We start from the raw sequence: 26379 nt of genomic DNA, 5'->3' as shown, positions 1-26379 counted from the left end.
CTATCCTCAGGAGAGACCCGCATGGCGACGAATCTGAACCACCAATGGATGCCTTTCACCGACAACCGCGAGTTCCAGCGGGCGCCGCAATTGTTTGTCCGCGCCGAGGGCGTGCGTTACTGGAACGACGAAGGGCGCGAGTTGCTGGACGGCAGTTCGGGGCTGTTTTGCAGCGCCGCAGGCCATGGCCGCACCGAGATTGCCGAAGCGGTGTGCAAACAACTGCTGACGCTGGACTTCACCCCGCACTTTCAGCGAGCTTCACCGCTATCGTTTGAGCTGGCCGAACGCCTTAGCGAGCTGTTGCCCGAAGGTTTGAACAAACTATTCTTCACCAACTCCGGCTCCGAGTCGGTGGACAGTGCGATGAAAATTGCCCTGGCCTACCACCGTGCCCGCGGCGAAGCCCAGCGCACCCGTTTTGTGTCCCGCGAATGGGCCTATCACGGCGTTAACTTCGGCGGCGTGGCCCTGTCCGGGATGATGCGCAACCGCCAGGCCTTTGCCGCTGGTGGGCTGCCCCATGTCAGCCACATGCGCCACACCTGGCAAGAAAGTCAGCGTTACCAACTGGGCGAACCGCAACAGGGCGCGGACTTGGCAGCGGACCTGGAACGGATCATCGCCATGCACGGCGGCGACAGCATTGCGGCGTGTTTTGTGGAGCCGATTGCCGGGTCCATTGGCGTTTATGTTCCGCCTGCGGGCTACCTCAAACGGCTGCGTGAAATCTGCGACAAGCACGGGATTTTACTGGTGTTCGATGAAGTCATCACGGGGTTTGGTCGAACCGGCAAGGCGTTTGCCGCGCAGAGTTTTGAGGTCAAACCCGACCTGATCACCATGGCCAAGGCCCTGACCAATGGCGCGATCCCGATGGGCGCCGTGGCGGTGGATGAATCGGTGTATGACACCGTGATCAATGCGAGCAAAGGTGGCGGCCCAGAGCTGTTTCACGGCTACACCTACTCGGGGCATCCGGTGGCCTGCGCGGCGGCGTTGGCGTCGCTGGATATTTACCGGGATGAGGATGTGTTCAATAAGGGCGCGCTCTTGTCGCCGTACTTTTTGGAGTCACTGAGCGGTTTGAGGGGGTTGGCACAGGTCAGTGATTTGCGCGGGTATGGGTTACTCAGCGGAATACAGCTGACGCCGGGGGATGCGCCGGGGGCCAAAGGTGCGCGGGTGCAGAGGGCGCTGTATGACGCCGGGCTGCATGTCAAAACGACCGGGGATGCGATTATTTTTGCCCCGGCGCTGGTGACTGGGCGGGCGGATCTGGATGCGATGTTTGAAGTGTTGAGAGAGACGTTGGGGCGGGAGGTTTTGTAAGGCTAAAGCAAGTCCCTCAGCATAAGCAGATCAAGAGCCCCTCACCCTAGCCCTCTCCCGGAGGGAGAGGGGACTAGAAGCAAAAGCCCATCAAGCTCCCTCTCCCTCTGGGAGAGGGCTGGGGTGAGGGGCTTTCAGCTCGCGCCACGCTTCACCCAGCGCCGCAATCCCCGGCTCTATCAATTCTTCAGCAATCGCCCCAAACCCCAACCGGAAGCAATTCAACGGCCTTGGCTCGCTCAGGTAATGAATATCCCCCGGTTCAATCAACACCCCGCGCCGGGCTACCAGCCGCTGCAACACCCACGCATCCACCCCCGGCGGGCAAGTCACCCACAACGACGAACCACCGGCCATGCCACTGGCATTGAACTCAGGCAAATGCTCAGCCATCGCTCGGCTGATTACCCGCCACTTACGCGCCAGCCGATCGCGCAAGCGTCGGGCATGGGCGTCGTAATGCCCCATGGATAAAAACAACGCCAGCGTACGCTGGTTGTTCGACGGCGGATGGCGGTACATATACCGACGCAAGGCCCGCAGTTCATGGATCAGCTCTGCATCCGCAGCGATAAACCCCAGGCGCACACCCGGCAATACACTTTTGGTCAAGCTGCCCAGATAAATCACCCGGCCACTGTCATCAAAACTCTTCAGCGCCGGATGATTACTGCCCAAAAAATTCTGCTCATTTTCGTAGTCATCTTCGATGATCAGAAAATCCCGTTCCCGCGCACTCGCCAACAATTCAAGCCGACGGTACAGCGGCATGGTCACGCCCGTCGGGGACTGATGGCTGGGGGTGCAAAACAGCATCTCGCAACCTTCCAGTTGCTCATTGACCACCAACCCCTGGCGGTCGATACGCAGCGCTTTCAACTCACACCCTCTCAAGCCAAAGATGTTGCGCGCATCCACATACCCCGGCTCTTCCAGCCCCATCACCAACCCCGGCCGGCCCAACAGTTGCGCCAGCATGTACAGCGAGTTCTGCGTGCCAATGGTGATCATCACCTCCTGCGCCGACACGCTGATGCCGCGCTTGGGCAACACACGCTGCACGATCTGTTCGATCAGCAACGGGTCGTCGAGCATCACCTGATCGTCCACCCAACTGCGCATGTGCGCGCCGGTACTGGCGATACGTGTGCAGTCACGCCAACGCGCAGCCGTCTGCTCGTCTGCCTCGACCTGCCCATAGATAAACGGATAGCGGTACTCGCGCCAATTGCGCGGTTTAACAATCGCCCGCAGTTGCGACGAACTGCTCTGCAAACGCGCTTCCCAGTCGGGTGCATGGTCGGGGCGCTCGAAGATTTTCTGCGTCGCCGGTTTGAGGCTGACGTTGAGTTGTTGGCGCAGGTATTTTTCGTTGATGAAGAAGCCGCGACGATCCGATGGAATCAAATAACCATCCTGAACCAACTGCTCGTAGACCAGCACCACGGTATTGCGCGACACCTTGAGCAGCTCGCACAACGCGCGCGACGAGGGCATCGGTTCACTGGGCGGCATAGCGCCGTCCAGGATCGCGCTGAGCAAATTTTCGCGCAGTTGCTCCTGTAGGCCACGCCCTGCTTCAAAGGGCCGAAAATAACGCTCCAGCATGGTGCAAGCTCCCGCCATGACGCACCCATCTAACGCAGCCACTCGGCCACACCCCTTGCGACACAAGGCCTTCAAGCACTTCTGGCACCACAGATCGGCGCAACTGGATCTAAAGCAAGCTTTGGGCCGCCGCCTAAGATCGGGCTGACATCAACCGTCCTCAGTCCCGGAGCCACACCATGCTCAAGCCCCTGAATAAATGGATTCGTCGTGCTGCCTTGTTGCCGCTCACAGCCTTGGCCTTGATGGCTAACGCCCAGGCACAGACCGTCACTATTGGCGTGCAAAGCATGTTTGCGCCGTGGAAGAACGCCATTGCAGAAAAAGAGTTCGAGAAGGCCACCGGCTGGGACATCCAATGGCGCAACTTCGACAGCGGCGGCGACGTGATGATGGCCATGGCCTCGGGCGACGTGCAGATCGGCGTGGCCGGCAGCAGCCCGATTGCTGCCGCGGTCAGTCGCGGGGTCGACGCGCAACTGTTCTGGATTCTCGACAACATCGCCAACGCCGAAGCGCTGGTAGTGCGTAACGGCAGCGGCATCGTCGCGCCGCAGGATCTGGCCGGCAAAACCCTCGCCGTGCCGTTCGTGTCGACCACTCACTTCCACGCGCTGTTTGCGCTGGAGCAGTTCGGCCTGACCGGTAAGGTCAAGGTGATCAACCTGCAACCGTCGGACATTCCGGCTGCGTGGGAACGGGGGGACATTGATGCCGCGTTTATCTGGGACCCGGCGCTGGGCCGCCTCAAGCAAAGCGGCCATGTGCTGCTCACCTCGGGCCAATTGACTGACTGGGGCAAGGCGACGTTTGACGGTCTGGTGGTGGACAAGGCGTTCGCCGCCGCCAACGGCCCCGGTATGCAGGCGTTTACCAATGTGTTGCAAAGCAGCACGGCAGATTACGTCAAGGCGCCGAAAACCTGGACGGCTGATTCGGCGCAGGTCATAAACGTCGCTCGCCAATCCGGGGCCAAGCCCGAGGAAGTACCGCCGGTGCTGGCGCTGTATCAGTTCCCGCTGGCCCCCGAACAGGCCAGCGCTACCTGGCTGGGCGGCGGTGCTGCCAAGGCATTGAGTGCGACGGCGGAGTTTCTAAAAGCGCAAAAGAAAATCCCGGCACTGCTGGCGGACTACAACACGGCGATCAACCCGACGTTTGTGCAAGCCGCTCAATAACGCCCGAATGAATATAACCCTCGTAGCAGCTGCCGAAGGCGGCGTCCGGTTGCGCAGCAATCGTAAACCCTGCATGTCGGGTTTAACTGAAATATCGCGCTGCCTGCTTCTACGACGGCTTTGCCGCCGGACGCCGCCTTCGGCAGCTGCTACGAGGTTTTTCAAACGCTGAAGAAGGAACACCCCATGACCCTCAGCCTGAAAATTCACGATGTCTCGGTGCTGTATCCGGGGCAGCACAAAGGCCAGCCGGTGCGCGCCCTGTCCGGAGTCAATCTGGACATTGCCGCCGGTGATTTTGTGGTCGCGCTCGGCGCCTCCGGCTGCGGCAAAACCACCCTGCTCAATCTGATGGCCGGGTTTATTCAACCCAGCCACGGGATCATCACCCTGGGCGATTACCACGGTCAGGTGCCCGCTGACCTCAACGGCACCGAACTGCGCGATCAAGTGACCGGGCCGGGGGCCGAACGCGGGGTGGTGTTTCAAAAGCACGCCTTGTTGCCTTGGCTCAATGTGATCGACAACGTCGCCTTCGGCCTCAAACTGCGCGGCATCGCCAAGGCCGAACGCGAAGAGCGCGCTCTGCATTTTCTGCACCTGACCGGCCTCGCCGAGTTTCGCGATCACGCCACTTATCAGCTGTCCGGTGGTATGCAACAGCGGGTCGGGATCGCCCGCGCCCTGACCAATGACCCGAAAATGCTGCTGCTCGACGAACCCTTGGGCGCGCTCGATGCACTGACCCGCGAGCGCTTGCAGGAGCTGATTCTGGAGATTTGGCAGCGCACCCAAAAGATGATGTTTTTCATCACCCATGACGTCGAAGAAGCGCTGTTCATGGCCACACGGCTGATCATCATGTCGCCGCGTCCGGGGCGTATCACCCATGAATTCAAGGTCGATTTTGGCCAGCGTTTCCTGCACTGCCGCGATGCCCGCGCGGTCAAATCCAGCCCGGATTTCATCGCCCTGCGCGAGCAAATCCTGAGCATCATCCACGGCGACGAGGAGGCCGCGTAATGAGCCTGTTAGACGAGAAACAACGCAACGCGGTAATGCGCACCCTCAACGAACTGCGCCGCGCTGCCCCGGCCAAACCGGGCGAGCAATATGGTGCGCCGGGCAACGGATCGAGCATGAAGCTGAGTCTGGTCACGGTCATAGGTGTGCTCGCCCTGTGGTGGATCGCCACCAACAGTGGCTGGATCAAGCCCCTGTTTCTGCCCTCACCCCAGGCCGTGTGGGCGCAGGTGTTGGAAGTCAGCCGCGACGGTTTTGCCGATGCCAGCCTGCTGACCCACATCGGCTGGAGTGCCTTGCGGGTCTTTGGCGCATTCCTGCTGGCGGTGCTGACGGCGATTCCGGTGGGCATTTTGATGGGCGTGAACCGGGTCGCTCGCGGGGTGTTCGACCCGTTGGTGGAGTTTTACCGGCCGCTGCCACCGCTGGCGTATTTGCCGCTGGTGGTGATCTGGATGGGTATTGGTGAAGGCTCCAAAGTGCTGCTGATCTACCTCGCCATGTTCGCGCCGCTGGCACTGAGCGCACGAGCGGGGGTCAAATCGGTGGCGATTGAACAGATTCATGCCGCTTACTCGATGGGTGCCAGCCGCGGGCAAGTGCTCAAGTACGTGATCATGCCCGCCGCGTTGCCGGAAATACTGACCGGTATGCGCATCGCCATCGGCTTTGGCTGGACCACGCTGGTGGCGGCAGAAATGGTCGCGGCCACTGCGGGCTTGGGGTTTATGGTGCTGACCGCGTCCAAATTCATGGCCACCGACGTCGTGATCATGGGCATTCTGGTGATTGGCCTACTGGCGCTGCTGTTCGACCTGGGCATGCGCTGGCTGGAACGCAAACTGGTGCCTTGGAAAGGCCGTGGTTAAATGTTGTTGGATTGGCGAATAAGTCCGCGCAGCAAGGTTTCGGTCTGTTCGCGCACGATGCCCATCAGCAGCGCATAACGCTCCGGCGTCATGACGTCCCAGCCCAGCGACTTGAATACGCTGGCGCGGGTCAGGTGAAACGGCAGCAACTGCCCGGTCAGGGTCATGGCGCGCAAGGTGCATTCATCAGCGCTGGCGCCCGGCCCCATCAGCCGCGAAATAATGCCGCTGGTGACGCCAATAATGCGCTGGCCAATGCGCTGATCGACCTGTTCTTCACCCGCACTCGGGCCTAAGCCTGCCTGTTCACGGGCATAGAACTTGCGCCAGTTGGTGGTGCGGTTGGAGAGCAGCATGAATTCGGCAATTTTGCTTTGCACGGAGCAGAAACTTTCGATCAGTTGTTCGCTATCCGGTCGCGTGCCCAACAGCGCCTGAGCCGCTTCAATGGTCGGCGCCAGATAATCCCAGGTGCGCTCGACCATGTACTCGGTACAGGCCCGGTACACGCCTTCCTTGTTGTTGAAGTAGTAATTCAACGCAGGCGCATTCACACCCGCCCGCTCGGCAATGTCACGGGTCGAGGCGCCTTCGTAGCCCCGCTCGCCAAACAGATTGAGCGCGGCTTCGACAATCCGCGCACTGGTTTCATCCCCACACGTATAGCCGCCTTCGCTGGCCGGTCGGCGCCGGTGAATGGTGGTCATGGGCTTCTCCTTGATCGATGAAGCCAAGAGTGTGCCTCAATTTATATCGATTGACATAATTTTACCGATCGTAATAATTGTTACAACCGCTAACAATTGAGATCGCCATGACCGCACATCAACCGCTCGACGAATCGACCCAGCTGCGGCAATCGCGTACGCCGGTGAAAAAACTGCTGCTGGGCGGGCTCGGGCTGGCTGCACTGGTGGGAGCAGCGCTGTGGGGCGCCCACTGGTGGAGCGTCGGACGGTTTATTGAAAGCACCAACGATGCCTACTTGCAGGCCGACAGCTTAAGCGTGGCGGCCAAGGTGTCGGGCACGGTGAGCGAGGTGTACGTCACGGACAACCAAACCGTCAGCGTCGGCCAGCCGTTGGTGCGCCTCGATGTGCGGCCTTATCAGGCGGCGCGGGAGAAAGCCGAGGCGGCCATTCGCGCCGCCGAAGCCGACATCGCCCGCGGCGAGGCCGAGCTTGAACAGCACAGCGCGTCAATTGCTCAGGTGCATGCGCAACTGGAAGGCGAAAACGCCAACGAGCAGTACGCGGCTGCGCAGGTCAAACGCTACGCGCCGCTGGCCCAAAGCGGCGCCGAGACTCAGGAGCGCATGGCCGAGCTGCGCAATGCCTTGCGTCAAGCCAGCGCCCAACGCGCCGCGCAGGCCGCCGCGCTGAACGTTGCTCAACGCCAGTTACACACCCAGCGCGCCGCCATTGAACAGGCCCGCGCGCAACTGGCCAGCGCTCAGGCCAGCAACCGTCAAAGCCAGCTCGATGAGCAGGACACAGTGGTCTACAGCACCCTCGCTGGCCGCGTCGGCAGCCGTTCGGTGCGGGTCGGCCAATACCTGCAACCCGGCACGCGACTGATGACCATCGTGCCGCTCACCGAGATGTACCTCACCGCCAATTTCAAGGAAACCTAGATCGAACGTATGCACACCGGCCAACCTGTGGCGGTGCACATTGATGCCTGGCCGGGGGTTGCGTTTGAAGGCGAGGTCGAGAGCCTCTCCCCCGGTACCGGTTCACAGTTCGCGCTGTTGCCGTCCAATAACGCCACCGGCAATTTCACCAAGATCGTCCAGCGGGTGCCGGTACGGATTCGCCTGAAGGCTTCGCCCGACGCCAGCATCGAATGGATGCCGGGGCTGTCGGCCACGGTCGACGTCGACACCCATCGTGGCTAACCCGGCGGCTGCCACCGCAGCGCTGTTCCCGCCCCGAGCAAACGCCAGCACCAGCGACTGGATTGTGGTCTTCGCCGGGGCATTGGGTGCGTTGATGGCCACGCTGGACATCTCCATCACCAACGCCGCCCTGCCGCAGATTCAGGGCCAGATTGGCGCCTCGGGCACTGAAGGCACGTGGATTTCCACCGGCTACCTGATGGCTGAAATTGTCATGATTCCGCTGACTGCCTGGCTGACACGGGTGTTCGGGCTGCGCAATTTCCTGATCGGCAACGCGATGTTGTTCAGCCTGTTTTCGGTGCTGTGCGGCATCAGCGAAACCTTGCCGCAAATGGTCATCGGCCGACTCGGCCAGGGCTTCGCGGGCGGCGCCATGATCCCCACGGCGCAAGTACTGGTGGCGACCCGCTTGCCGCGCCATCAAATGCCCATCGGTATGACGATATTCGGCCTGATCGTTCTGCTCGGGCCGCTGCTGGGCCCGGTGTTGGGCGGCACGCTGACTGAAAACTTCAGCTGGCGCTGGTGTTTCTTTTTGAACATTCCGGTGTGCGCCTTGCTGCTGGTGATGCTCAGTCATGGCCTGAAAAAAAGCCCGAGCGACTGGCAGGCGTTTATCAAGGCCGACTGGCTGGGCATCATTGGCCTGACCGTGGGTCTGAGCGCCATGACTGTAGTGTTGGAAGAAGGCAACCGCGAGCGCTGGTTCGAGTCTACGCACATCATCGCCCTCAGCCTGTTGGCCGTGGCCGGGATCGCCCTGCTGCTGTTTGCACAGAGAATCACCCAAACGCCCATCGTGCGCCTCAAGTTGCTGCTTAACCCGCGGTTTGCCAGCGTGATTGCGATTGTCTTTGTGGTCGGCTGCGGGCTGTATTGCGTGGCTTTTGTGCTGCCGCAGTTTCTCAGCAACATCGCGGGCTTCAACGCTCAGCAATCGGGCGCGGTGATGCTGATGTCGGGCCTGCCAGCCTTTTTGATGATGCCGATTCTGCCGCGCCTGATCGGCCGCGTAGACACTCGCCTGCTGGTCATGGCTGGCCTCGGCTGTCTGGCCAGCAGTTGCTTACTGGCCACCGGCTTGACGGCTGACAGCGTGGGCGACAATTTCACTCGCACCCAACTGCTGCTGGGGCTGGGCCAAGTGCTGGCGATGATGCCGCTCAATCAGGCCTCAATGAGTTGCGTGCCCGCCCATGAAGCGGGCGAAGCGGCCGGTATTTACAACATGGCGCGCAACCTCGGCGGCTCAGTGGGGCTGGCGTTGCTGGGGACGTTTATCGAACGGCGCAGCAGCTTTCACGATGACAGCCTGCGCGATGCCGTCAGCGTGCAGTCCGTGGAAGCGCAGACCCAGCTGGCGGCATCGGCCCAAGGTTTTTTCGCTGAGCACGGTGACCTTGCCCATGCCCAGCTTCAAGCCTTGGGCCAACTGGCCCAGCAAATTCAGGTACAGGCCCAAGTGATCACCTACAGCGAAACCTTTTACGTGCTCGGCATCGCGCTGCTGCTGTGCCTGCCCCTCGCCCTCTTTCTGAAAAAACCGCCTGCCGGTACGCCTTTGAGCACAGGACACTGACCATGATCGCGAGCAAATCCCTGAGCCTGTTGTGCCCGTTGTTGCTGGTGGGCTGCACCCTTGGCCCGGACTACCACGCCGCGCCCGACAGCGCCCTGCAAGGCACGGCCTTTCAACGTCAGGTACCCGGCACTCGGGCCAGTACGCCGCAGGTTGCCCAGTGGTGGCGCGGCCTTAACGATCCGCTGCTCGATGAACTGATCAACAGCAGCCTGCGCAACAGCCCCGACCTGCACGCCGCGGCAGCGCGCGTGCGGCAGGCCCGTGCCGGACTGTCGGAAAAACGCAGCGATTTACTGCCTAAAAGTTCGGCCACAGCGGCGGCGTTGTACACCGGCTCCGGGGACACAAACACCGACGCCACACACCTGTACCTGAGCGGGTTTGACGCCAGTTGGGAGCTGGATATTTTCGGCGGCGGCCGCCGTGCCGTTGAAGCAGCCAGCGCCGAAGCTGATGCGGTTCAGGCCGACCTGGCGGACGTCCATGTGCAACTGGCCGCCGAAGTTGGCCAAGCCTATATCGGCCTGCGCGATCAGCAGCAGCGCCTGCATATTGCCCGCGAGTCCGAAGCCCTTGAGCGGCAATTGCTCGACTTCACCGAACAACGTCTGAGCCAAGGCACGGCGTCGGAGCTGGATCGCGAACGCATTGCCACCCAAGTAGAAACCACCCGGGCCGCGTCCATTGCATTGGAACTGGAGGTGATTGAATCCCTCGATGAGCTGACCGTACTCAGCGGCCTGCCGCCCGGTGCACTGGACAGCCGTTTGCAACAGCCAACGGCCCTGCCCGTGCTGCCCGCCACCGTCGACATTGGCGATCCCGCCCAGCTGTTGCAACAGCGCCCGGACATTCGCGCCGCCGAGCGTCGACTGGCGTCCAGCACGGCGCAAATCGGCGAACGCAAGGCCGCGGCCTTTCCTAAAGTCAGCCTGTTTGGCGCGCTGAGTTTCAGCGCCAGCGAACCGGGCCATCTGCTGCGCAAAGACAACCTCAGTGCCTTGGGCGTGCCGTACCTGCAATGGAACTGGCTGGATTTTGGCCGGGTACAGGCACAGGTCAATCAGGCCGAAGCCGGACGCGATGAAGCCTTGGCCCACTACCGCAGCAGCGTGCTCAGCGCATTGCGCGATGCTGACGTGGCACTGGCCCGCTATGGCAATGAACGTCAGCGCCGAGCCACGCTGGGCCGGGTCGAAAGCAGTGCCGTGCGCGCCTCGCAACTGACCGATCAACGTTACCGTGCGGGCACCAGCAGTGTGCTGGACTGGCTCGACGCCGAACGCACCCGCTACCGTGCCGAGCAGGACCGGGTTCACAGTGATGGCCAGTTGATCAAGGACTACATAGCCCTGCAAAAGAGTCTTGGGTTAGGGTGGCGCTCCCCTTCTGAGCTTTAGGGATTTTTATGCGCACAAGCCAGCATGATTTGATGTGGCGCCAGTTGCTGCCCACAGTGCGCAAGCACGATGAACCCTTGCAGGTGCAACTGTGCACCGCCTTCGTCACAGCCATGTTGGAAGGCCGTTTGCCCGGCGGCACGCGGCTGCCGTCGAGCCGCGACCTGGCCATGCTGACCGGCGTTTCGCGCAACACTGCGATGCTGGTGTATGAACGCCTGGTGGCGGAAGGTTATGTGGACGCGCGCCCCCGCGATGGGTTCTTCGTGTGCGGGGCCATCACCCCGACGCAAAATGCCCAGCCCAATGCCGACCAGCATTGTCAGCCACCTGACTGGGCGTCCCGCATGTTGGCCTGCGATCCGCAGATCGTGTGGGCCGAGCGCCCGCCAAGCTGGCGGGACGTGCGTTACCCGTTTATTTACGGGCAGTTCGACCCTAAACAATTTCCGCTCACGCAGTGGCGTCAATGCAGCCGTCAGGCACTGGAAGTGAAGGCGGTGGATCGCTGGTGGCAAGAAGGTGAAAGCGTCGGCACCAGCCAACTGATCGACCAGTTGATCCGCCGGGTACTGCCGCGACGCGGAATTGCCGCCACCCATGATCAAGTGCTGCTGACTTTGGGCCGCCAGCAAAGCTTTTACTTGCTGGCCCGTCTGTTTGCCCGCAGCGGCACCGTGGTCGGGGTTGAAGAACCCGGTTTTCGGGACCCGCGTAATGCGTTTACCCACGAAGGTGCGCAGGTGCTGTCGCTGCCCGTCGATGAGCAGGGAATGCAAGTATCCCCGGCGTTGGCCCGCTGCGATTACCTGTATTGCACACCTGCCTATCAATGCCCGACCGGCGTGACCATGAGCCAAGGTCGGCGCCAGGCGCTGCTTGAGCATGTGCAATTGCACGATCAGGTTATTTTCGAAGACGATGACGACCCGGAGACGGAATACGACGGTCGTGCGCTGCCAGCGCTTAAAGCCATCGACTCGGCGCAGCGGGTGATTTACCTCAGTAGCCTGTCGAAGTTGTTATCGCCGGGGCTGGGCATTGGCTACATCGTCGCTCCGGCCCCCGTTATTGAACAACTGCGTAAGTTACAGCGGCTGATGATTCGCCAGATTCCGGGCAACAACCAGATCACGGCAGCGCTGTTCATCCAGCAAGGGCACTACGACCGCTTGCTGCAGCAGGCGCGGGAGAACCTCCAGCAGCGCGCCGCTACATTGGCCAATGCCCTTCGTGACGCCTTGCCCGATGCCGAGTTCGCCATGCCCAGCGGCGGCGCTACCTTGTGGCTGAAGCTGGCGGGGCAGCACGATTTGCTCAGCCTGTATTACGCAGGTGCGGCCAAAGGCGTGTTGTTCGATCCGGGCAATGCGTTTTGCCATGAGCCCGACACGTTGGTGCAATCCAGTTTGCGGCTGGGTTTTGGGTCTATTGCGCACGCGTTGATTGCGCCGGGTATTGTCGAGTTGGGCCGGGTGGTTAATGCCAAACGCCCCGGCACTGTGCGCGGTTGAGTCGATTGCCTCATTAGCGAGCCAATACCCTCACCCCAACCCTCTCCCAGAGGGAGAGGGGGCTGACCGCACGCGGCCGCAAGATCACCCCCAATCAATCCCCTCTCCCTCCGGGAGAGGGGGGCTGACCGCACGCGGCCACAAGATCACCGCCAATCTGTCCCCTCTCCCTCCGGGAGAGGGTTAGGGTGAGGGAGCTGACCGCACTCGGCCGCAAGCTCACCGCCATTCAATCCCCTCTCCCTCCGGGAGAGGGCTAGGGTGAGGGGCTTTTAGCCAAAGCTGGCAAGCACTGGCCCTATCGATAGTCCCCGCTGGCCCCATCCGCTGGTGATGAAAATGCAGTATTCCCATCGACCACCAAAAACATCTTGGCGTCGTCCTCAAAAAATAATTTAAGGATGGGAACCTCTCACTATGTTTTACGCAAAGTATCCGTTAGCCGTCAGCCTCGCCGCCCTCGCTTTTACCCAGCATGCGCTGGCCGCCGACACGCCTGCCGCGCCCGAGTGCGCGCAGTACGAAAAGCTGCTGACCCGCGCCGAAGTAGCCTTCAAGAACGTATCAATCTGCTCGCGCATCAAACCTGACCTGTGGGGGCTGCGCAAGGAACTGGCCGAACATGGCATCGGCATCACGGCCACTTCGTATAACGGATACACCTATGACGTGCTCGGCAACAACGCCAAAAAGCAGGTGTATAACGGGCAAAACCCCAGCTACAACACGTCGGTCAATCTGTACCTGACCTACGACCTGACGCGCATCGGCTTTGCCAATGACGCCCAACTGACGCTGGCCGGCACATGGGCGGACGCGACCTACACCCCGGCCAACATGCGGGTTAAAACCGTGTCGGTATTCGCGATCAATCAGTCTTTTTTCAATCATCGCGTGGAGCTGGTCTACGGCTATATCTCTGGCGTGCGCTTGTTCTATGGCATGGCGCTGGGCGGCAATGCCTCAACCGCAGCGCTGGGCCCCAGCAGCGTGGTGCCGTTTCAGGTCGGCATGTCGGCCACCGAACCGACGCCTACGGTTAACGTCATCGTTCGCGATGAATCACTGCGTTTCTACAACAGTACCGCCCTGACCCGCAGCGTCAGCCCGCAAGGCATTCAAAAAGACATCGACCTCAACCCCAGCGGTCTGCGTCTCAAAGTACCGGAAGCCCGAGCCCTGTTGATCAACGAAGTCGGCTACAAACAGGCCACCTCTGCCACCACCAATGCCATGTGGCTGCGCGCCGGAGCGATGTACAACACCAGCCATTACACCGAATTTCTGAGCGGCGAAAAGTCGGATAACAACTATGGCGGCTATCTGGCGGGGACGGTGCAAATCAGCAAGCCCTTTAACGATGCCAGGGGCTGGTACCTGGACAGCAAACTCGATTACTCGCCGGACTCGGTTAACGCCATCAACAAAGCCTTTCAAGTCAGCGCCTTCAATATCGGCCCGTTCGCCAGCCGCCCGGCCGACATGGCCGCCGTGGGCCTGACCAAAAGTTACTACAGCGAAGACCTGCGTAAAGCCACCACCCGCTACGGGCTGGAAGCCGCGCCTTACACACTGGCCGTGACCACCTCATATGCAGCGCGCCTGTTCCCCGGTGTGTATTTGATCAGCGGCCTGACCTACACCAAGAACCCGGTATTCACACCGCTTCATTCAGATGCCTTGTTGTTGCAGGAAACGCTGAACTTCCTGTTTTGAGCCCACCCGTGCCAACACCCCAGAAGAAGAGGCTATAAGCCATGCACCACGCGCAAAACGATCTGACTCAAGATGATTATCTGGCCTTGGATGCCACAGCGATGACGGGCGCAGTGCGCAATGGCGAACTCTGCGCCCACGCCCTGCTTCGCGCCGCGCAAGCTCGCTGCGACGCCGTCAACCCGCAGGTCAACGCCGTCAACATGCGCCATGACGCCCATGCACTGGAGCAACTCAAGGCCCGCAGCGACGCGGACACGGCTCACATCGGCGCGCTGGCCGGGGTGCCCATGTTGCTCAAGGACTTGAACACTTACCTGCGCGGCACGGTGACGACTAACGGCTCGCGCATGTTGGCCGACGCACCGCCCGCGACTTTCGACAGCACCATCGTGCAACGTTACGAGGCCGCCGGCCTGTTGATTTTCGGCAAGACCGCCAGCCCGGAGTTCGGTTTGACCACCACCACCGAATCCTCCCTGTGGGGCCAAACCCGCAACCCCTGGAACCTGGCTCACAGTGCCGGAGGTTCATCTGGCGGGGCCGCTGCCGCTGTGGCCGCAGGCATCGTCCCGGTGGCCCACGCCACGGATGGCGGCGGTTCCATCCGTATTCCGGCCTCCTATTACGGGGTGTTTGGCCTCAAGCCCACCCGCTACCGCAATCCCCAAGGCCCAAACACCTTTGAAGGCTGGTTTGGCGCCAGTTGCGGGCATGTGGTGTCGCGCAGCGTACGCGACTGCGCGCTGTTGCTGGACGTCAGCCACGGACACGAAAAAGGCAGCACCTACTGGCTCGCGCCACAGGCAACCAGTTTCAGTGAAGCAGTCATGCACACGCCAAAATCGTTGCGCATCGGCCTGATCGAACCGGCCATGACCGGCCTCGAACTGGACCCCGACATACGCACGGTTTTGCACACTACTGTTGAACTACTGTTGCGTCTCGGACACCACGTCGACATCGCCACGCTGCCCGTCGACCCCCATCAGGTGTATGGCGCTCACGGCGCAGTCGGGGCAGCCGCTTTATTGGCTGCCGTGCGTGATCGCGAAACCGTGTTGGGCCGAGCCTTGCAAGACGATGAACTGGAGCCGGTCAGCCGTTACATCGCCAACAATGCCACTTCTGCGACGGCTGAATCGCTGTACCGTGCCCGACGCAGTTTTGAACTGATTGGCAGCCAGATGGAGCATCTGTTCGACGACTATGACGTGCTGCTGAGTCCGGTCACGTCGCAGCTCACTCCGACACTGGGCCGAGCCAGCTTAAGCAACGACTACGAACAGTACATCCAGGGCATCATCGGCAGCATTGGCTACACCGTACTGGCCAATGTCAGTGGCCAGCCGTCCATGTCGGTGCCCTTGGGTACCAGTCGCAGTGGGTTGCCCATCGGCATGATGTTCACGGCCGCTTTGTGCCGCGAAGACCTGCTGTTCCAGTTGGCGGGCCAACTGGAACTGGCCAGCCCGTGGGCCGATCGGCGCGCACCGCTGTAACGCTCTTAACCCCTCAACACTGCTGGATGGGCTTGAATGATGAACACTCAAATCTGCGGATTTCGCCGTCATTACACCTTGTTTGTGTTGTTCCTGATTTCGGCGGTCAGCCTGATCGACCGTCAGGTCATGGGCGTGGTGATTGAACCGATCAAGGCCGAGTTTCACGTCTCCGACACTCAAATTGGCTTGCTCACCGGGCTGGCCTTTGCGCTGGTCTACTGCCTGTTTGCGATCCCGCTGGGGCGCTTTGCCGACCGTGGCCATCGGCGCAACCTGATCGGCTGGTGCTGCGCGTTCTGGAGCGTAATGGCCATGCTCTGCGGCTTTGCCAGCAGCTTCTGGACCTTGGCGCTGGCGCGCATCGGCGTCGCCGTGGGCGAATCGGGAAGCGGCGCAGCGTCCATGTCGATGATCGCTGACCTGTATCCACCGCATCAGCGAGCCAAAGCCATCAGCGTATTCATGCTCGGCGCGCCCATCGGCGCGTTGCTGGGCATGAGCCTGGGGGCGTACATCGCGTACTACCACGGCTGGCGTGAAGCGTTTATCTGGATGGCAATACCCGGTATCGCTGCCGCTCTGCTGCTGCGCTTCACCGCGTCAGAACCCTTGCGCGGCCTCTGGGAAAAAGCCAGCCAGTCGCGCATTGCCATCCCCCATGAAAGCGTGATGCAAGTGATGCGCGTGGCCTGGCAGTCGAAAACCTTTGTCGGCATTGCCGTGGCCGGGGCGCTGCTGGCGTTTGCCAGTTACGCGTTCAGCATCTGGAGCACCGCGTTTTTGGTGCGCAGCCATGGGCTGACGCTCAAGGACGCGGGGATCATCATGGGGCTGGCCGCAGGGCCGGGGGCCATTATTGGTTCGCTCTCCAGCGGCTGGTTGAGTGCGTACCTGGCCCAACGTGACAGTCGCTGGCAACTGGGCGTGCCGATTGTCGGCGCGCTGATTGCGTTTCCCATGTCAGTGGCCTTTGCGCTATACCCGGCCAGCCATCCGTGGGCACTGGGCGCGCTGCAAGTGCCGCAAGCGACCGTGTTCATGTTTGGCATGTCGGTGTTTGGCATGTGGTGGATGGCGCCCAGTTATACCGCCATTGCTCAATTGGTAGCGCCTGAACGACGGGCGACGATGATTGCGCTGTACAACTTCGGGATCATGGCCCTCGGTGCCGGTTTCGGGCCACTGGCCGTGGGCGTGCTCAGCGATCACCTGACCCCGGCGTTGGGAGTTGATGCATTGCGCTGGTCATTGGTGATTTGTGCGGGAGGGTATGTACTGGCCAGCGGGTTGTTGATCTGTGTATTGCGCCCTTATGGGATTGCCTGCGGGATGGCCAAGGTGTTGCCGGTATTGCCGCTTGCCCAGGCAGAAGCAGCGGTTTAGCAAACACGCAGATCAGGCTTCATCCAGCCATAAAAAAACCCCGCCCTTCTTTCGAAAGGCGGGGTTTTTTGTCTGGCTTTATTAGTGCGCGTAAGTCAGTAGCAACTCACTCGGCACTTTGAAGTCCAGTGACATCATGACGCTCAACGCGGTAATGGTGAAGATCGAGAACACGAACAGTTTGCGTGCCCAGACCTTATCGTCGACGGCCTTGTAGCCCGTCCACGCCATGTACAGCCAGTACATGCCCATCGCTGCTGCTACGGCCATGTAGCTCATACCGGCGTAACCGCCCAGCGTGAGCATCAAGGTCGCGATCAGGAACGCGAGGATGTAAAGCAGGATGTGCTTCTTGGCAACCTTGATCCCGCGCTTCACTGGCAACACCGGAATCGATGCGGCCAGGTAATCGTTGAAGCGGAAGATCGCGATGGCGTACGAATGCGGCATCTGCCACAGGCTAAACATCACCAGCAGGGTCAGGGCAGCCATGTCGAAGTGGTTACTCACTGCGACGTAGCCGATGACCGGAGGCATTGCACCCGACAGACTGCCTATCAGCGTGCCGTGAACCGACTTGCGCTTGAAGTACAGGCTGTACAGACACACGTAGATCACAAAGCCGATCGCTGCGAACAAAGCCGCCAGCGGGTTGGCCACGCGATACAACAGCACCAGACCAGCGACCCCGAGCAAGGTGGCGTAAACCAACGCCACCTTGAGGGAGATCAGGCCTTGTACCAATACGCGGTTTTTGGTGCGGTCCATCTTGATGTCGATGTCGCGGTCAATGCAGTTGTTAAACACGCATCCAGACGCAACCACCAAGGAGGTGCCGATTACCGCGGCCAGGAAGAGGGCAAGATCGAAATGCCCCTTCGAGGCCAGGAAGAACCCGCCTGCCACAGAAAGCACGTTACCGAAAATGATCCCCGGTTTGGTGATTTGGATAAAGTGCTTGAAGGACATCGGGTCTTACCTCACTTCGCCATCATTTCAGCGTGGATGCTAAACATGATCCACAGGGACAAGCCCACCAGCAGGACAATTACCAGCGCAGCAAACACCAGCGCGGTGACGTTGTTGCGTTGTGCCGGCGAGCGGTCCAGGTGCAGGAAGTACACCAGGTGAACAACCACTTGCACCACGGCGCACAGCAGTACAACTGCCAGCGTAGTGATTTTCGGCAAGGTCGGGTACATGACCAGACCGAACGGAATGGCGGTCAAGATAACCGACAGGATGAAGCCAATTGCGTAGGACTTCACGCTGCCGTGGTTGGCGCCGTCGGAATGTGCGTTAGCCATTACAAAGTCCCCATCAGGTAAACAACGGTGAATACGCAGATCCACACTACGTCCAGGAAGTGCCAGAACAGGCTCAAGCAGCTCAGACGGGTCTTGTTGGTCGCCGTCAGGCCGTTTTTCTGCACCTGGTACATCATGATCGCCATCCAGATCAGACCGCTGGTCACGTGCAGACCGTGAGTACCGACCAGGGTGAAGAACCCGGACAGGAAGCCTGAACGGCTAGGGCCGTAGCCTTCGGAGATCAACAGGTGGAACTCGTTGATTTCCATGGCGATAAAGCCAGCACCCAGCAGGAACGTCATCGCCAGCCAGAACAGCACTTGCGGCTTCTTGCCCTTGAACAACGCCAGCATGGCGAAGCCGTAGGTGATCGAGCTGAACAGCAACAGGGCAGTTTCACCCAGTACGTACGGCAGTTCGAAGATGTCGTGGCCCGACGGGCCACCTGCAACGTTGTTCACCAATACCGCGTATACCGCGAAGATCGACGCAAACAAGATGCAGTCGGTCATCAGGTAAAGCCAGAAACCGAATACGGTCGTCTCGCCGGCGTCGTGGTGTTCATCATGATGCTCATGGTCGTGGCCATGAGCGTTTCCAGCAGTGGTCGCTAAGTTCGACATGGTTTAAACCTGTTCCAACTTGGATTCAACACCGGTAGCCGGGATTGCTTTGGCGGCTACCAAACGCTTGTGCTGCTCGGCCTCGATACGCTCGATGGTCTCGACCGGCACCATGTAGCCCTGGTCGTCACGGGCTGCGTGAGCAACGAAGACAACAACAGTACCTACCAGACCCACGATGGCCAGCCACCAGATGTGCCAGATCATCGCGAAACCGAACACGGTCAGCAGTGCGCCCATGTACACACCCGTCGCGGTGTTGTTAGGCATGTGGATCGGCGAGTACTTGGCCGGACGCTTGTAGGCCGTACCGTCTTCCTTGGCTTCGGTGAACGCGTCGATACCGTGGACGTGTGGCACTACAGCGAAGTTGTAGAACGGTGGTGGCGACGAGGTCGACCATTCCAGGGTGTGACCATTCCATGGATCGCCGAATTCGCAGGCGTTCTCTGGTTTGTTGCGGTCACGTACGCTGACGTACAGCTGGATCAGCTGGCAAGCGATACCGATTGCAATCAGGAACGCACCGAACGCAGCCACGTACAGGTAAGGCACCCACTCAGGGTTGGTAGTGGCGTTCAGACGACGAGTCATACCCATGAAGCCTAGTGCATAGAGCGGCATGAACGCGATGAAGAAGCCAACAATCCAGAACCAGAACGCTGCCTTGCCCCACTTCTCGTTCAGTTTGAAGCCGAACGCTTTAGGGAAGTAGAAGCTGAAGCCAGCGATGTAACCGAATACCGCACCGCCAATGATCACGTTATGGAAGTGAGCAATTACGAACAGGCTGTTGTGCAGTACGAAGTCAGCACCCGGGATGGCCAGCAGTACGCCAGTCATACCACCAATGGCGAAGGTCACCATGAAGCCCAGGGTCCACAGAACCTGGCTGGTGAAGCGCAGACGACCTTGGTAGATGGTGAACAGCCAGTTGAATAGCTTGACCCCCGTCGGGATCGAAATAAGCATCGTCGCCAGACCGAAGAAGGCGTTGACGCTTGCACCCGAACCCATGGTGAAGAAGTGGTGCAGCCATACCATGAAGCCCAGCACCGAGATCGCGCCGGAGGCGTAGACCATCGAGTGGTGACCGAACAGACGCTTGCCGGTGAACGTGGAGATAACTTCAGAGAAGATACCGAACGCCGGCAGAATGAGGATGTACACCTCAGGGTGACCCCACGCCCAGAACAGGTTGACGTACATCATTGGATTGCCACCAAGTTCATTGGTGAAAATGTGGAAATCCATGTAACGGTCAAGTGTCAGCAGTGCCAGGGTAGCGGTCAGGATCGGGAACGAAGCCACGATCAGGACGTTTGCCCAGGTGCAGGTCCAGGTGAAGATCGGCATGTCCATCAGTTTCATGCCTGGAGCACGCATCTTCAGTACGGTTGCCAGGAAGTTAACCCCGGTTAATGTCGTACCTAGCCCCGATAACTGCAGGGCCCAAATGTAGTAGTCCATCCCCACGCCAGGGCTGTACTGCAAGCCCGACAGCGGCGGATAAGCAACCCAACCGGTCTTGGCGAACTCGCCGACGCCCAGCGACAGGTTAACCAGCACAACGCCGGACACCAGCAGCCAGAAGCTCAGGGAGTTAAGGAACGGATAGGCCACGTCACGTGCGCCGATCTGCAACGGCACTGCAAGGTTCATCAGGCCGGTGAAGAATGGCATCGCCATGAAGATGATCATGATCACACCGTGAGCGGTGAAGATCTGGTCATAGTGTTCAGGCGGCAAGTAGCCAGGTGAACCCTCGGTGGCCATGGCCAATTGGGTACGCATCATCACGGCGTCGGCAAAACCGCGCAGCAGCATGATCATGGCGACGATGATGTACATCACGCCGATTTTCTTGTGGTCGACTGACGTTAGCCATTCGGTCCACAAGTAGGTCCACTTCTTGAAGTAGGTTATTGCTGCAAACAGTGCCAGACCACCCAGCGCGATCATGGCAATGGTCACCATTACGATCGGCTCGTGGAATGGGACCGCTTCCCAACTTAATTTACCAAACATCGTTTACTCCTCTGCCCCGGCAGCTGAATTCGAACTCTCGTCCACCCCATCGGTCCCGGCGACTGCTTTCTTCTCGTGCTTCACCGGCTTGCCTGGTGTCATACCTTCATACTTGTCGATGATGGTCTGGAACAGGTTAGGTGCGTACGAAGAATAAAGCGCAACGGGGTTGTTTTGACTTGGTTTGGACAAGGCGGCGTATTCAGCTTGATCAAGCTGTTTAGGTGACGCTTTGACTTCATTGACCCAGGCGTCGAAATCGGCCTGAGACGTCGCAATCGCTTTGAATTTCATGCCGGTGAAACCCGCGCCGCTGTAGTTGGCAGAGATGCCATCCATTTCAGCGTTGTGGTTGGCAATCAAGTGCAACTTGGTCGTCATGCCGGCCATGGCGTAGATCTGCCCGCCCAGGCCTGGAATGAAGAACGAGTTCATGACCGTGTCAGAGGTGATACGGAAATTGATCGGCGTATTAGCCGGGAACACGATCTTGTTGACGGTGGCGATACCCTGTTCCGGGTAGATAAACAGCCACTTCCAATCCATTGCCACCACTTCGATGGTCAAGGGTTTGACGTCTGACTCAAGTGGACGGTATGGGTCCAGAGCGTGTGTCGACTTGTAGGTCAAAACGCCCAGGGCGAGGATGATCAGGATAGGAACAGTCCAGATCACGACTTCGATCTTGGTGGAGTGCGACCATTTAGGTGCGTAGGTAGCATCCTTGTTCGACGCACGGTATTTCCACGCGAAGATAAACGTCATCGCGATGACCGGGACCACAACCAGGAGCATCAGCAATGTTGCAGTGATGATCAGATTCCGCTCTTCGATCCCGACCTGCCCCACTGGATTGAGCAATGTCCAATTGCAACCTCCCAGCAGCAACGTGCCGAAAAGTGGCAATAAGCCAAGGAGTCTGGGGTACCTTTTTTTAGTCATCTCACGACCTCTAAAACAGCTTGCACAATGCAGTTGGTTTTTTTCGCCAGCGCTTCACCCTGCCAAGCGTTGGCTCTTTTCCGGAATTGAATAAAGCCCTGCTCTATCACTATCAGGCGAATAGGCGAATTCCGGGTTAGCAGTGATTTCTTATTTGATACGTGGTCAATGGCCTTGTCACAGACCAAATCCATTTGGTGCAGAACTTAGAAGGGTTGCCAGTACCTGGGAGTCGCATGGGACGCCTGTCGAACTGCCCAGACGACCGTCAACTACCCGCTTGGGCTCAGGGACGAGCAGGCTGGGCGTTCAGTGCGTGCGATTGTAGTTAGGTAGCCCTCCATAAACCATGTCTCATACCGAAATAATTCATCTCGGCTACGGTAACAATCCCTAACGATTATTACGCCACACGCCCTATAGCCCTCTCGAAAAAGCTTGTAGCACGCCACTGACCCTTCAAAAAACGCCTCTTTTTAGCGCACGACCGACCCATCGTCAACCCGCGTAAACGCCCAAGCAAAGAGGCTTACAGCGATTTTTCATTGAGTCGCCCTGCGTGCTTTTCAACCCTTGCCCCTCAGAAGTACGCTTGAATCCCTTAAAACCCGATCGGCGGTTTTATAACGCACTGCATCCCGCTAAAGTCGCCTTGCGGCAGCCTGCGCGTGACAATATGTCGCAGCTTAGCAGAGCCTTTTTTTCCCACCTCATCACATCCTGTTGACATTTGAAGCGGACATAAAAAACCCCGTACTTCAAGAATAAGCACAGGGCAATTGCGAGGGCTTAGTGGGTTTTTCGGCGATTGCGGTAAATACCCACCGGCACCAGTACGGCAGTCAATACAAACGCGACCAACGCCCATTGCGCCAGCGACAAGCCCAATACGGGAGGATAAGGCGTTGAGCAAAAGCCATCGACTTGAAAACCCAAAGGGAAAATCGCCGCCAGTGGCAAGCCATCTACGATGGGCTGCAACACATCCAGCCCGCAGCTTACCGCCGGGTTGGAGAGGATATAAACGTGGCGGGCCGCAGCGACAATGCCGCCGATGGCGCTGAGCACCACCAGCACCTCACACACCGTGATACTGCGCCGGGTCGGCATCGCCGCGCCGATAAAGGCGAAGATCGCGATCAGCAACAACGCATAGCGTTGCAGGATGCACAACGGGCATGGCGCCTCACCGAGCACGATTTGCATGTACAAGGCCCCACCGATCAGCGCCAGGCAAATCAGCCCGAGCAACGCCAGAAAGCGCTTCTCGGGGCCTAAACGCATCATGTCATGTGTCATCGTGCATCCCTTAAGCCTGAGTATTGGAAAAGCCCACAGTTTACACGCAGACCTGCAGCCTGAAGGAGTGAAAACTGTGTGGATAAACGTGGCGCAAGGTAATTAATGCAACATTAAAGGCTTGAAGCAGCACCCACGCGTCGAAACGGGGTGCTGCCAACCCTCGTAGTCGCTGACGAGGAACGAAGGCTGCGATGGATGGTAAAGCAGCCTCTAACCTGACACCACAAGGTGTCTCATTTTGCGACCGCTTCGCACTCGATCGCAGCCTTCGTCAGCGATTACAGCGCAGTAAGGATCAATCCAGCAGCGCAGCGGGGCCGAAGAACTCATAACGGCTTTGTTGCTCGGGCACGCCCAACGCCTTGAGGTGGCGTTTGACCGCGCGCATAAAGCCTTGCGGGCCGAGGAAGTACACATCCACATCACGATCAGCCGGCAACCACTGCGCCAGCACCTCTTCAGTCAGCAGGCCAACATGGTCTGCGCCTTCGTCGTGCTCTTCATAGCAGTAGAAACGCTGCAGCTGCGGGTGTTGCTCAGCCAATTCATCGACCCACGAGCGGAACGCATGCACACGAGCATTGCGGGCGCAGTGAATGAAATGAATGGGGCGCCCGGTTTTGAGCGCGACTTCAAGCATCGGCAATGTCGGAGTAATCCCCACGCCACCGCTGATCAACACCAAAGGCTTATCGCTATCAGTCAGGGTGAACTCCCCTGCTGGCGGGAACAGCTCAAGGGTATCGCCCACTTGCATACGCTCATGCAGGTAGTTGGACACAACCCCACCGTCAACACGCTTGACGCTGATGCGATAACGGCCCAGCTGAGCTGTGGCCGACAACGAATAGTTACGGCGCACTTCTTCGCCATCAATATTCAGTTTGAGGCCGATGTACTGACCGGGAGTGAATTCCAAAATGGCCTGTTCATCCACCGGACGGAAGTAGAACGAGGTCACTTCGGCACTTTCTTCAACCTTGGCCACCAGCTTGAACTCACGCCCGCCACGCCAGCCACCCGGTGCGTTAGCCTTTTCTTCGTATAGCGCCGCTTCGGCGCCGATCAGAATTTCAGCCAGCTGATTGTAGGCAGCACCCCAGGCAGCAAGCACCTCAGGTGTGGCAATGTCACTGCCCAGCACCTCTTCAATGGCTCTCAGCAGGCAGCTGCCAACGATGGGGTAATGCTCAGGAAGAATTTGCAGGGCAACGTGCTTGTTGATGATACGTGCCACCAAATCACCCAACTGGTCGAGTTGGTCGATATGACGGGCATACATCAATACGCCGTTAGCCAGCGCTCGAGGTTGAGCCCCGCTGGCCTGGTTAGCCGGATTGAACAACGGACGCACTTCAGGGTGCTCGGCGAGCATCATTCGGTAAAAATGAGTGGTCAGCGCTTCACCACCGCTTTCCAGCAGCGGTACAGTGGACTTGACGATGGCACGATCTTGAGCAGAAAGCATAAGAGTGACTCCTGATAATGTTGAACCATTGACCACTACCAATCACTATTCGTGCCAACATTTAAACCCTTATAAATCAATAGCTTATATATATTATTGTCATTTTGACACGACTTAAACTAGAGTCATATCGACTACACGAGGTCAAAATGACTGCAAAATTGATGCTCACAACACTCTTGCCACTGGTCGCAGATCTGTCCCGCGATCTCCCTGAAAGTGAGCGTTACCGCCGCTTGCTGCACGCACTGCGCACCTTGTTTCCGTGCGATGCGGCGGCCCTGTTGCGGCTGGACGGTGAGTGGTTGGTGCCCTTGGCCGTGGATGGTTTAAGTCTCGACACACTGGGCCGGCGGTTTAAAGTCAGCGAACACCCGCGCTTTGAGTTTCTGCTCAGCAGCCCCGGCCCGACTCGCTTCCCCAGCAATTGCGAACTGCCTGATCCCTACGATGGACTGGTGGAGGGTTTGGGTGAGCATCTGGAAGTTCACGACTGCATGGGTTGCCCGCTGTTTGTTGATGAACAGCCGTGGGGGTTGTTGACGCTGGACGCGCTGGACTCTAAGCGCTTTGAACCCATCGAGCTGGATGACCTGCAAGCCTTTGCCAGCCTCGCAGCGGCTACGGTCAAGGTGGTTCAGCGCATTGAGCATCTGGCGCTGCGGGTCGAGGATGAACAGCAAAGGGCCGAATCGTACCGTCAGGCCCACGACTCACCTGACAAAGAACTGATCGGCCAGAGCCTCCCGCACAAGCGCCTGCTTGAAGAAATAGCCCTGGTAGGCAGCAGTGAGTTGACGGTACTGATCACAGGCGAAACCGGCGTTGGTAAAGAGCTGGTGGCGCAAGCCATTCATGCGGCCTCGCCCCGCGCGGATAAACCTATGATCAGCCTCAATTGCGCCGCCCTGCCCGACACGTTGGTAGAAAGCGAGCTGTTCGGCCATGTGCGAGGCGCTTTTACGGGGGCCACCCAGGACCGCCGCGGCAAATTCGAACTGGCCAATGGCAGCACTTTGTTTCTGGATGAAGTGGGCGAATTGTCTCTGGCGGTACAGGCGAAACTGCTGCGCGTGCTGCAAAGCGGCCAGTTGCAGCGCTTGGGTTCAGATCAGGAGCATCGGGTCGACGTGCGTTTAATCGCCGCAACCAACCGGGATTTGGCCGAAGAAGTGCGCAGCGGACGCTACCGTGCGGACTTTTATCATCGCTTGAGCGTCTACCCGCTCCGGGTTCCGGCGCTGCGTGAGCGCGGGCGAGATGTGCTGTTGTTAAGCGGCTTCTTTCTGGAGCAAAACCGTTCGCGCCTGGGTCTTGGCAGCTTGCGGTTAAGCGCTGATGCGCAAGCCGCGCTGCTGCACTATGACTGGCCTGGGAATGTACGAGAACTGGAACACCTGATAGCGCGCAGCGCATTGAAAGCCTTGGGCCGCTGCACCACACGGCCACGTATTTTGACGTTGACGGCGGCGGATCTGGATTTGCCCGTTAACACTGAAGGGGCCGACGTGGTTGAGGTTGAAATGCCTGTGCAGATCGCGGGTGATCTACGTCACGCCACGGACAACTTTCAGCGCCAACTGATCAGCGCTTGCCTTGAGCGCCATCAGCATAACTGGGCGAGGGCTGCGCGTGAGCTGGGCATGGACCGGGCAAATCTGGGGCGGCTGGCGAAACGGTTGGGCTTGAAGTAAAA

22 protein-coding genes are annotated in these 26379 nt (G+C 59.2%); 13 read left to right on the top strand and 9 right to left on the bottom strand.

Annotated elements, in window-relative coordinates; genetic code table 11:
- Positions 1-21 precede the first annotated feature (21 nt).
- On the top strand, positions 22-1332 hold the full coding sequence (locus GHN86_RS02135) for an aminotransferase class III-fold pyridoxal phosphate-dependent enzyme (RefSeq protein ID WP_153377860.1): 1311 nt from the start codon (positions 22-24) through the stop codon (positions 1330-1332).
- A 90-nt stretch (positions 1333-1422) separates the two neighbouring features.
- On the opposite strand, the gene GHN86_RS02130 is transcribed toward GHN86_RS02135, so the two are convergent.
- Complete coding sequence (locus GHN86_RS02130; RefSeq protein ID WP_153377861.1) at positions 1423-2940, bottom strand: PLP-dependent aminotransferase family protein; 1518 nt, start codon at positions 2938-2940, stop codon at positions 1423-1425.
- A gap of 179 nt (positions 2941-3119) precedes the next feature.
- Between GHN86_RS02130 and tauA the strand changes: the two genes are divergently transcribed.
- The 3 genes from tauA to GHN86_RS02115 all read left to right on the top strand — a co-directional run bounded on the left by tauA (position 3120) and on the right by GHN86_RS02115 (position 6010).
- Positions 3120-4118 (top strand): taurine ABC transporter substrate-binding protein, encoded by a 999-nt coding sequence (gene tauA, locus GHN86_RS02125; RefSeq protein ID WP_153377862.1) that lies wholly within the window; start codon positions 3120-3122, stop codon positions 4116-4118.
- Between the two features lie 186 nt (positions 4119-4304).
- Positions 4305-5141 carry a taurine ABC transporter ATP-binding protein gene (locus GHN86_RS02120; RefSeq protein ID WP_153377863.1) on the top strand — a complete coding sequence of 279 codons (837 nt, stop codon included), beginning with the start codon at positions 4305-4307 and terminating at the stop codon, positions 5139-5141.
- 35 nt (positions 5142-5176) lie between these two features.
- On the top strand, positions 5177-6010 hold the full coding sequence (locus GHN86_RS02115) for an ABC transporter permease subunit (RefSeq protein ID WP_397462633.1): 834 nt from the start codon (positions 5177-5179) through the stop codon (positions 6008-6010).
- Here the strand turns inward: GHN86_RS02115 and GHN86_RS02110 are convergent.
- The gene (locus GHN86_RS02110) at positions 6007-6717 is read right to left on the bottom strand and encodes a CerR family C-terminal domain-containing protein (RefSeq protein WP_153377865.1); all 711 of its coding nucleotides are present in this window, start codon (positions 6715-6717) and stop codon (positions 6007-6009) included. The two genes, GHN86_RS02115 and GHN86_RS02110, sit on opposite strands and share 4 nt — an antisense overlap.
- Positions 6718-6824: 107 nt before the next feature.
- Here GHN86_RS02110 and GHN86_RS02105 point away from each other — a divergent pair, with 107 nt between their 5' ends.
- From GHN86_RS02105 to GHN86_RS02075, 8 genes are all read left to right on the top strand, one after another.
- Complete coding sequence (locus tag GHN86_RS02105; RefSeq protein ID WP_228389587.1) at positions 6825-7643, top strand: HlyD family secretion protein; 819 nt, start codon at positions 6825-6827, stop codon at positions 7641-7643.
- Between the two features lie 9 nt (positions 7644-7652).
- Positions 7653-7907: an HlyD family secretion protein gene (locus GHN86_RS23565; RefSeq protein WP_228389586.1), complete on the top strand. Its 255-nt coding sequence runs from the start codon at positions 7653-7655 to the stop codon at positions 7905-7907.
- A complete protein-coding gene (locus tag GHN86_RS02100; protein WP_323369321.1) occupies positions 7900-9489 on the top strand; it encodes an MDR family MFS transporter in 1590 nt (529 codons plus the stop codon). Before GHN86_RS23565 ends, GHN86_RS02100 begins: the two co-directional genes overlap by 8 nt.
- A gap of 2 nt (positions 9490-9491) precedes the next feature.
- Positions 9492-10892: an efflux transporter outer membrane subunit gene (locus GHN86_RS02095; protein WP_153379001.1), complete on the top strand. Its 1401-nt coding sequence runs from the start codon at positions 9492-9494 to the stop codon at positions 10890-10892.
- A gap of 8 nt (positions 10893-10900) precedes the next feature.
- Positions 10901-12406 (top strand): PLP-dependent aminotransferase family protein, encoded by a 1506-nt coding sequence (locus tag GHN86_RS02090; protein ID WP_153379002.1) that lies wholly within the window; start codon positions 10901-10903, stop codon positions 12404-12406.
- Between the two features lie 417 nt (positions 12407-12823).
- On the top strand, positions 12824-14122 hold the full coding sequence (locus tag GHN86_RS02085; protein WP_153379003.1) for a carbohydrate porin: 1299 nt from the start codon (positions 12824-12826) through the stop codon (positions 14120-14122).
- A 41-nt stretch (positions 14123-14163) separates the two neighbouring features.
- Positions 14164-15624: an amidase gene (locus GHN86_RS02080; protein WP_153386033.1), complete on the top strand. Its 1461-nt coding sequence runs from the start codon at positions 14164-14166 to the stop codon at positions 15622-15624.
- Positions 15625-15660: 36 nt separating this feature from the next.
- Complete coding sequence (locus tag GHN86_RS02075; RefSeq protein WP_228384902.1) at positions 15661-17010, top strand: spinster family MFS transporter; 1350 nt, start codon at positions 15661-15663, stop codon at positions 17008-17010.
- Between the two features lie 81 nt (positions 17011-17091).
- Here the strand turns inward: GHN86_RS02075 and cyoE are convergent, their stop codons facing one another.
- From cyoE to hmpA, 7 genes are all read right to left on the bottom strand, one after another.
- On the bottom strand, positions 17092-17979 hold the full coding sequence (gene cyoE, locus GHN86_RS02070) for a heme o synthase (protein WP_153386031.1): 888 nt from the start codon (positions 17977-17979) through the stop codon (positions 17092-17094).
- 11 nt (positions 17980-17990) lie between these two features.
- Positions 17991-18317, bottom strand: coding sequence for a cytochrome o ubiquinol oxidase subunit IV (gene cyoD / locus GHN86_RS02065; protein ID WP_153379006.1), 327 nt, complete (start codon positions 18315-18317; stop codon positions 17991-17993).
- Entirely contained in the window at positions 18317-18943 is a 627-nt protein-coding gene (locus tag GHN86_RS02060; RefSeq protein ID WP_122784870.1) for a cytochrome o ubiquinol oxidase subunit III, read from the bottom strand. The genes cyoD and GHN86_RS02060 overlap by 1 nt, the downstream gene beginning before the upstream one ends.
- A gap of 3 nt (positions 18944-18946) precedes the next feature.
- Positions 18947-20971 (bottom strand): cytochrome o ubiquinol oxidase subunit I, encoded by a 2025-nt coding sequence (gene cyoB / locus GHN86_RS02055; RefSeq protein ID WP_153379007.1) that lies wholly within the window; start codon positions 20969-20971, stop codon positions 18947-18949.
- A 3-nt stretch (positions 20972-20974) separates the two neighbouring features.
- The gene (cyoA, locus tag GHN86_RS02050; protein WP_153379008.1) at positions 20975-21913 is read right to left on the bottom strand and encodes a ubiquinol oxidase subunit II; all 939 of its coding nucleotides are present in this window, start codon (positions 21911-21913) and stop codon (positions 20975-20977) included.
- Between the two features lie 789 nt (positions 21914-22702).
- Positions 22703-23212, bottom strand: coding sequence for a disulfide bond formation protein B (locus tag GHN86_RS02040; protein WP_153379010.1), 510 nt, complete (start codon positions 23210-23212; stop codon positions 22703-22705).
- 298 nt (positions 23213-23510) lie between these two features.
- Positions 23511-24683, bottom strand: a complete 1173-nt coding sequence (gene hmpA, locus GHN86_RS02035) for an NO-inducible flavohemoprotein (RefSeq protein ID WP_153379011.1) — start codon at positions 24681-24683, stop codon at positions 23511-23513.
- 149 nt (positions 24684-24832) lie between these two features.
- Here hmpA and norR point away from each other — a divergent pair, with 149 nt between their 5' ends.
- Entirely contained in the window at positions 24833-26377 is a 1545-nt protein-coding gene (gene norR, locus GHN86_RS02030) for a nitric oxide reductase transcriptional regulator NorR (protein ID WP_153379012.1), read from the top strand.
- Positions 26378-26379 lie beyond the last annotated feature (2 nt).

The organism is Pseudomonas helleri (assembly GCF_009600315.1).
Taxonomy (GTDB): Bacteria; Pseudomonadota; Gammaproteobacteria; order Pseudomonadales; family Pseudomonadaceae; genus Aquipseudomonas; species Aquipseudomonas helleri_A.
Note: the sequence above shows the minus strand (reverse complement) of the source record. Positions and strands in the feature narration are given on the sequence as shown.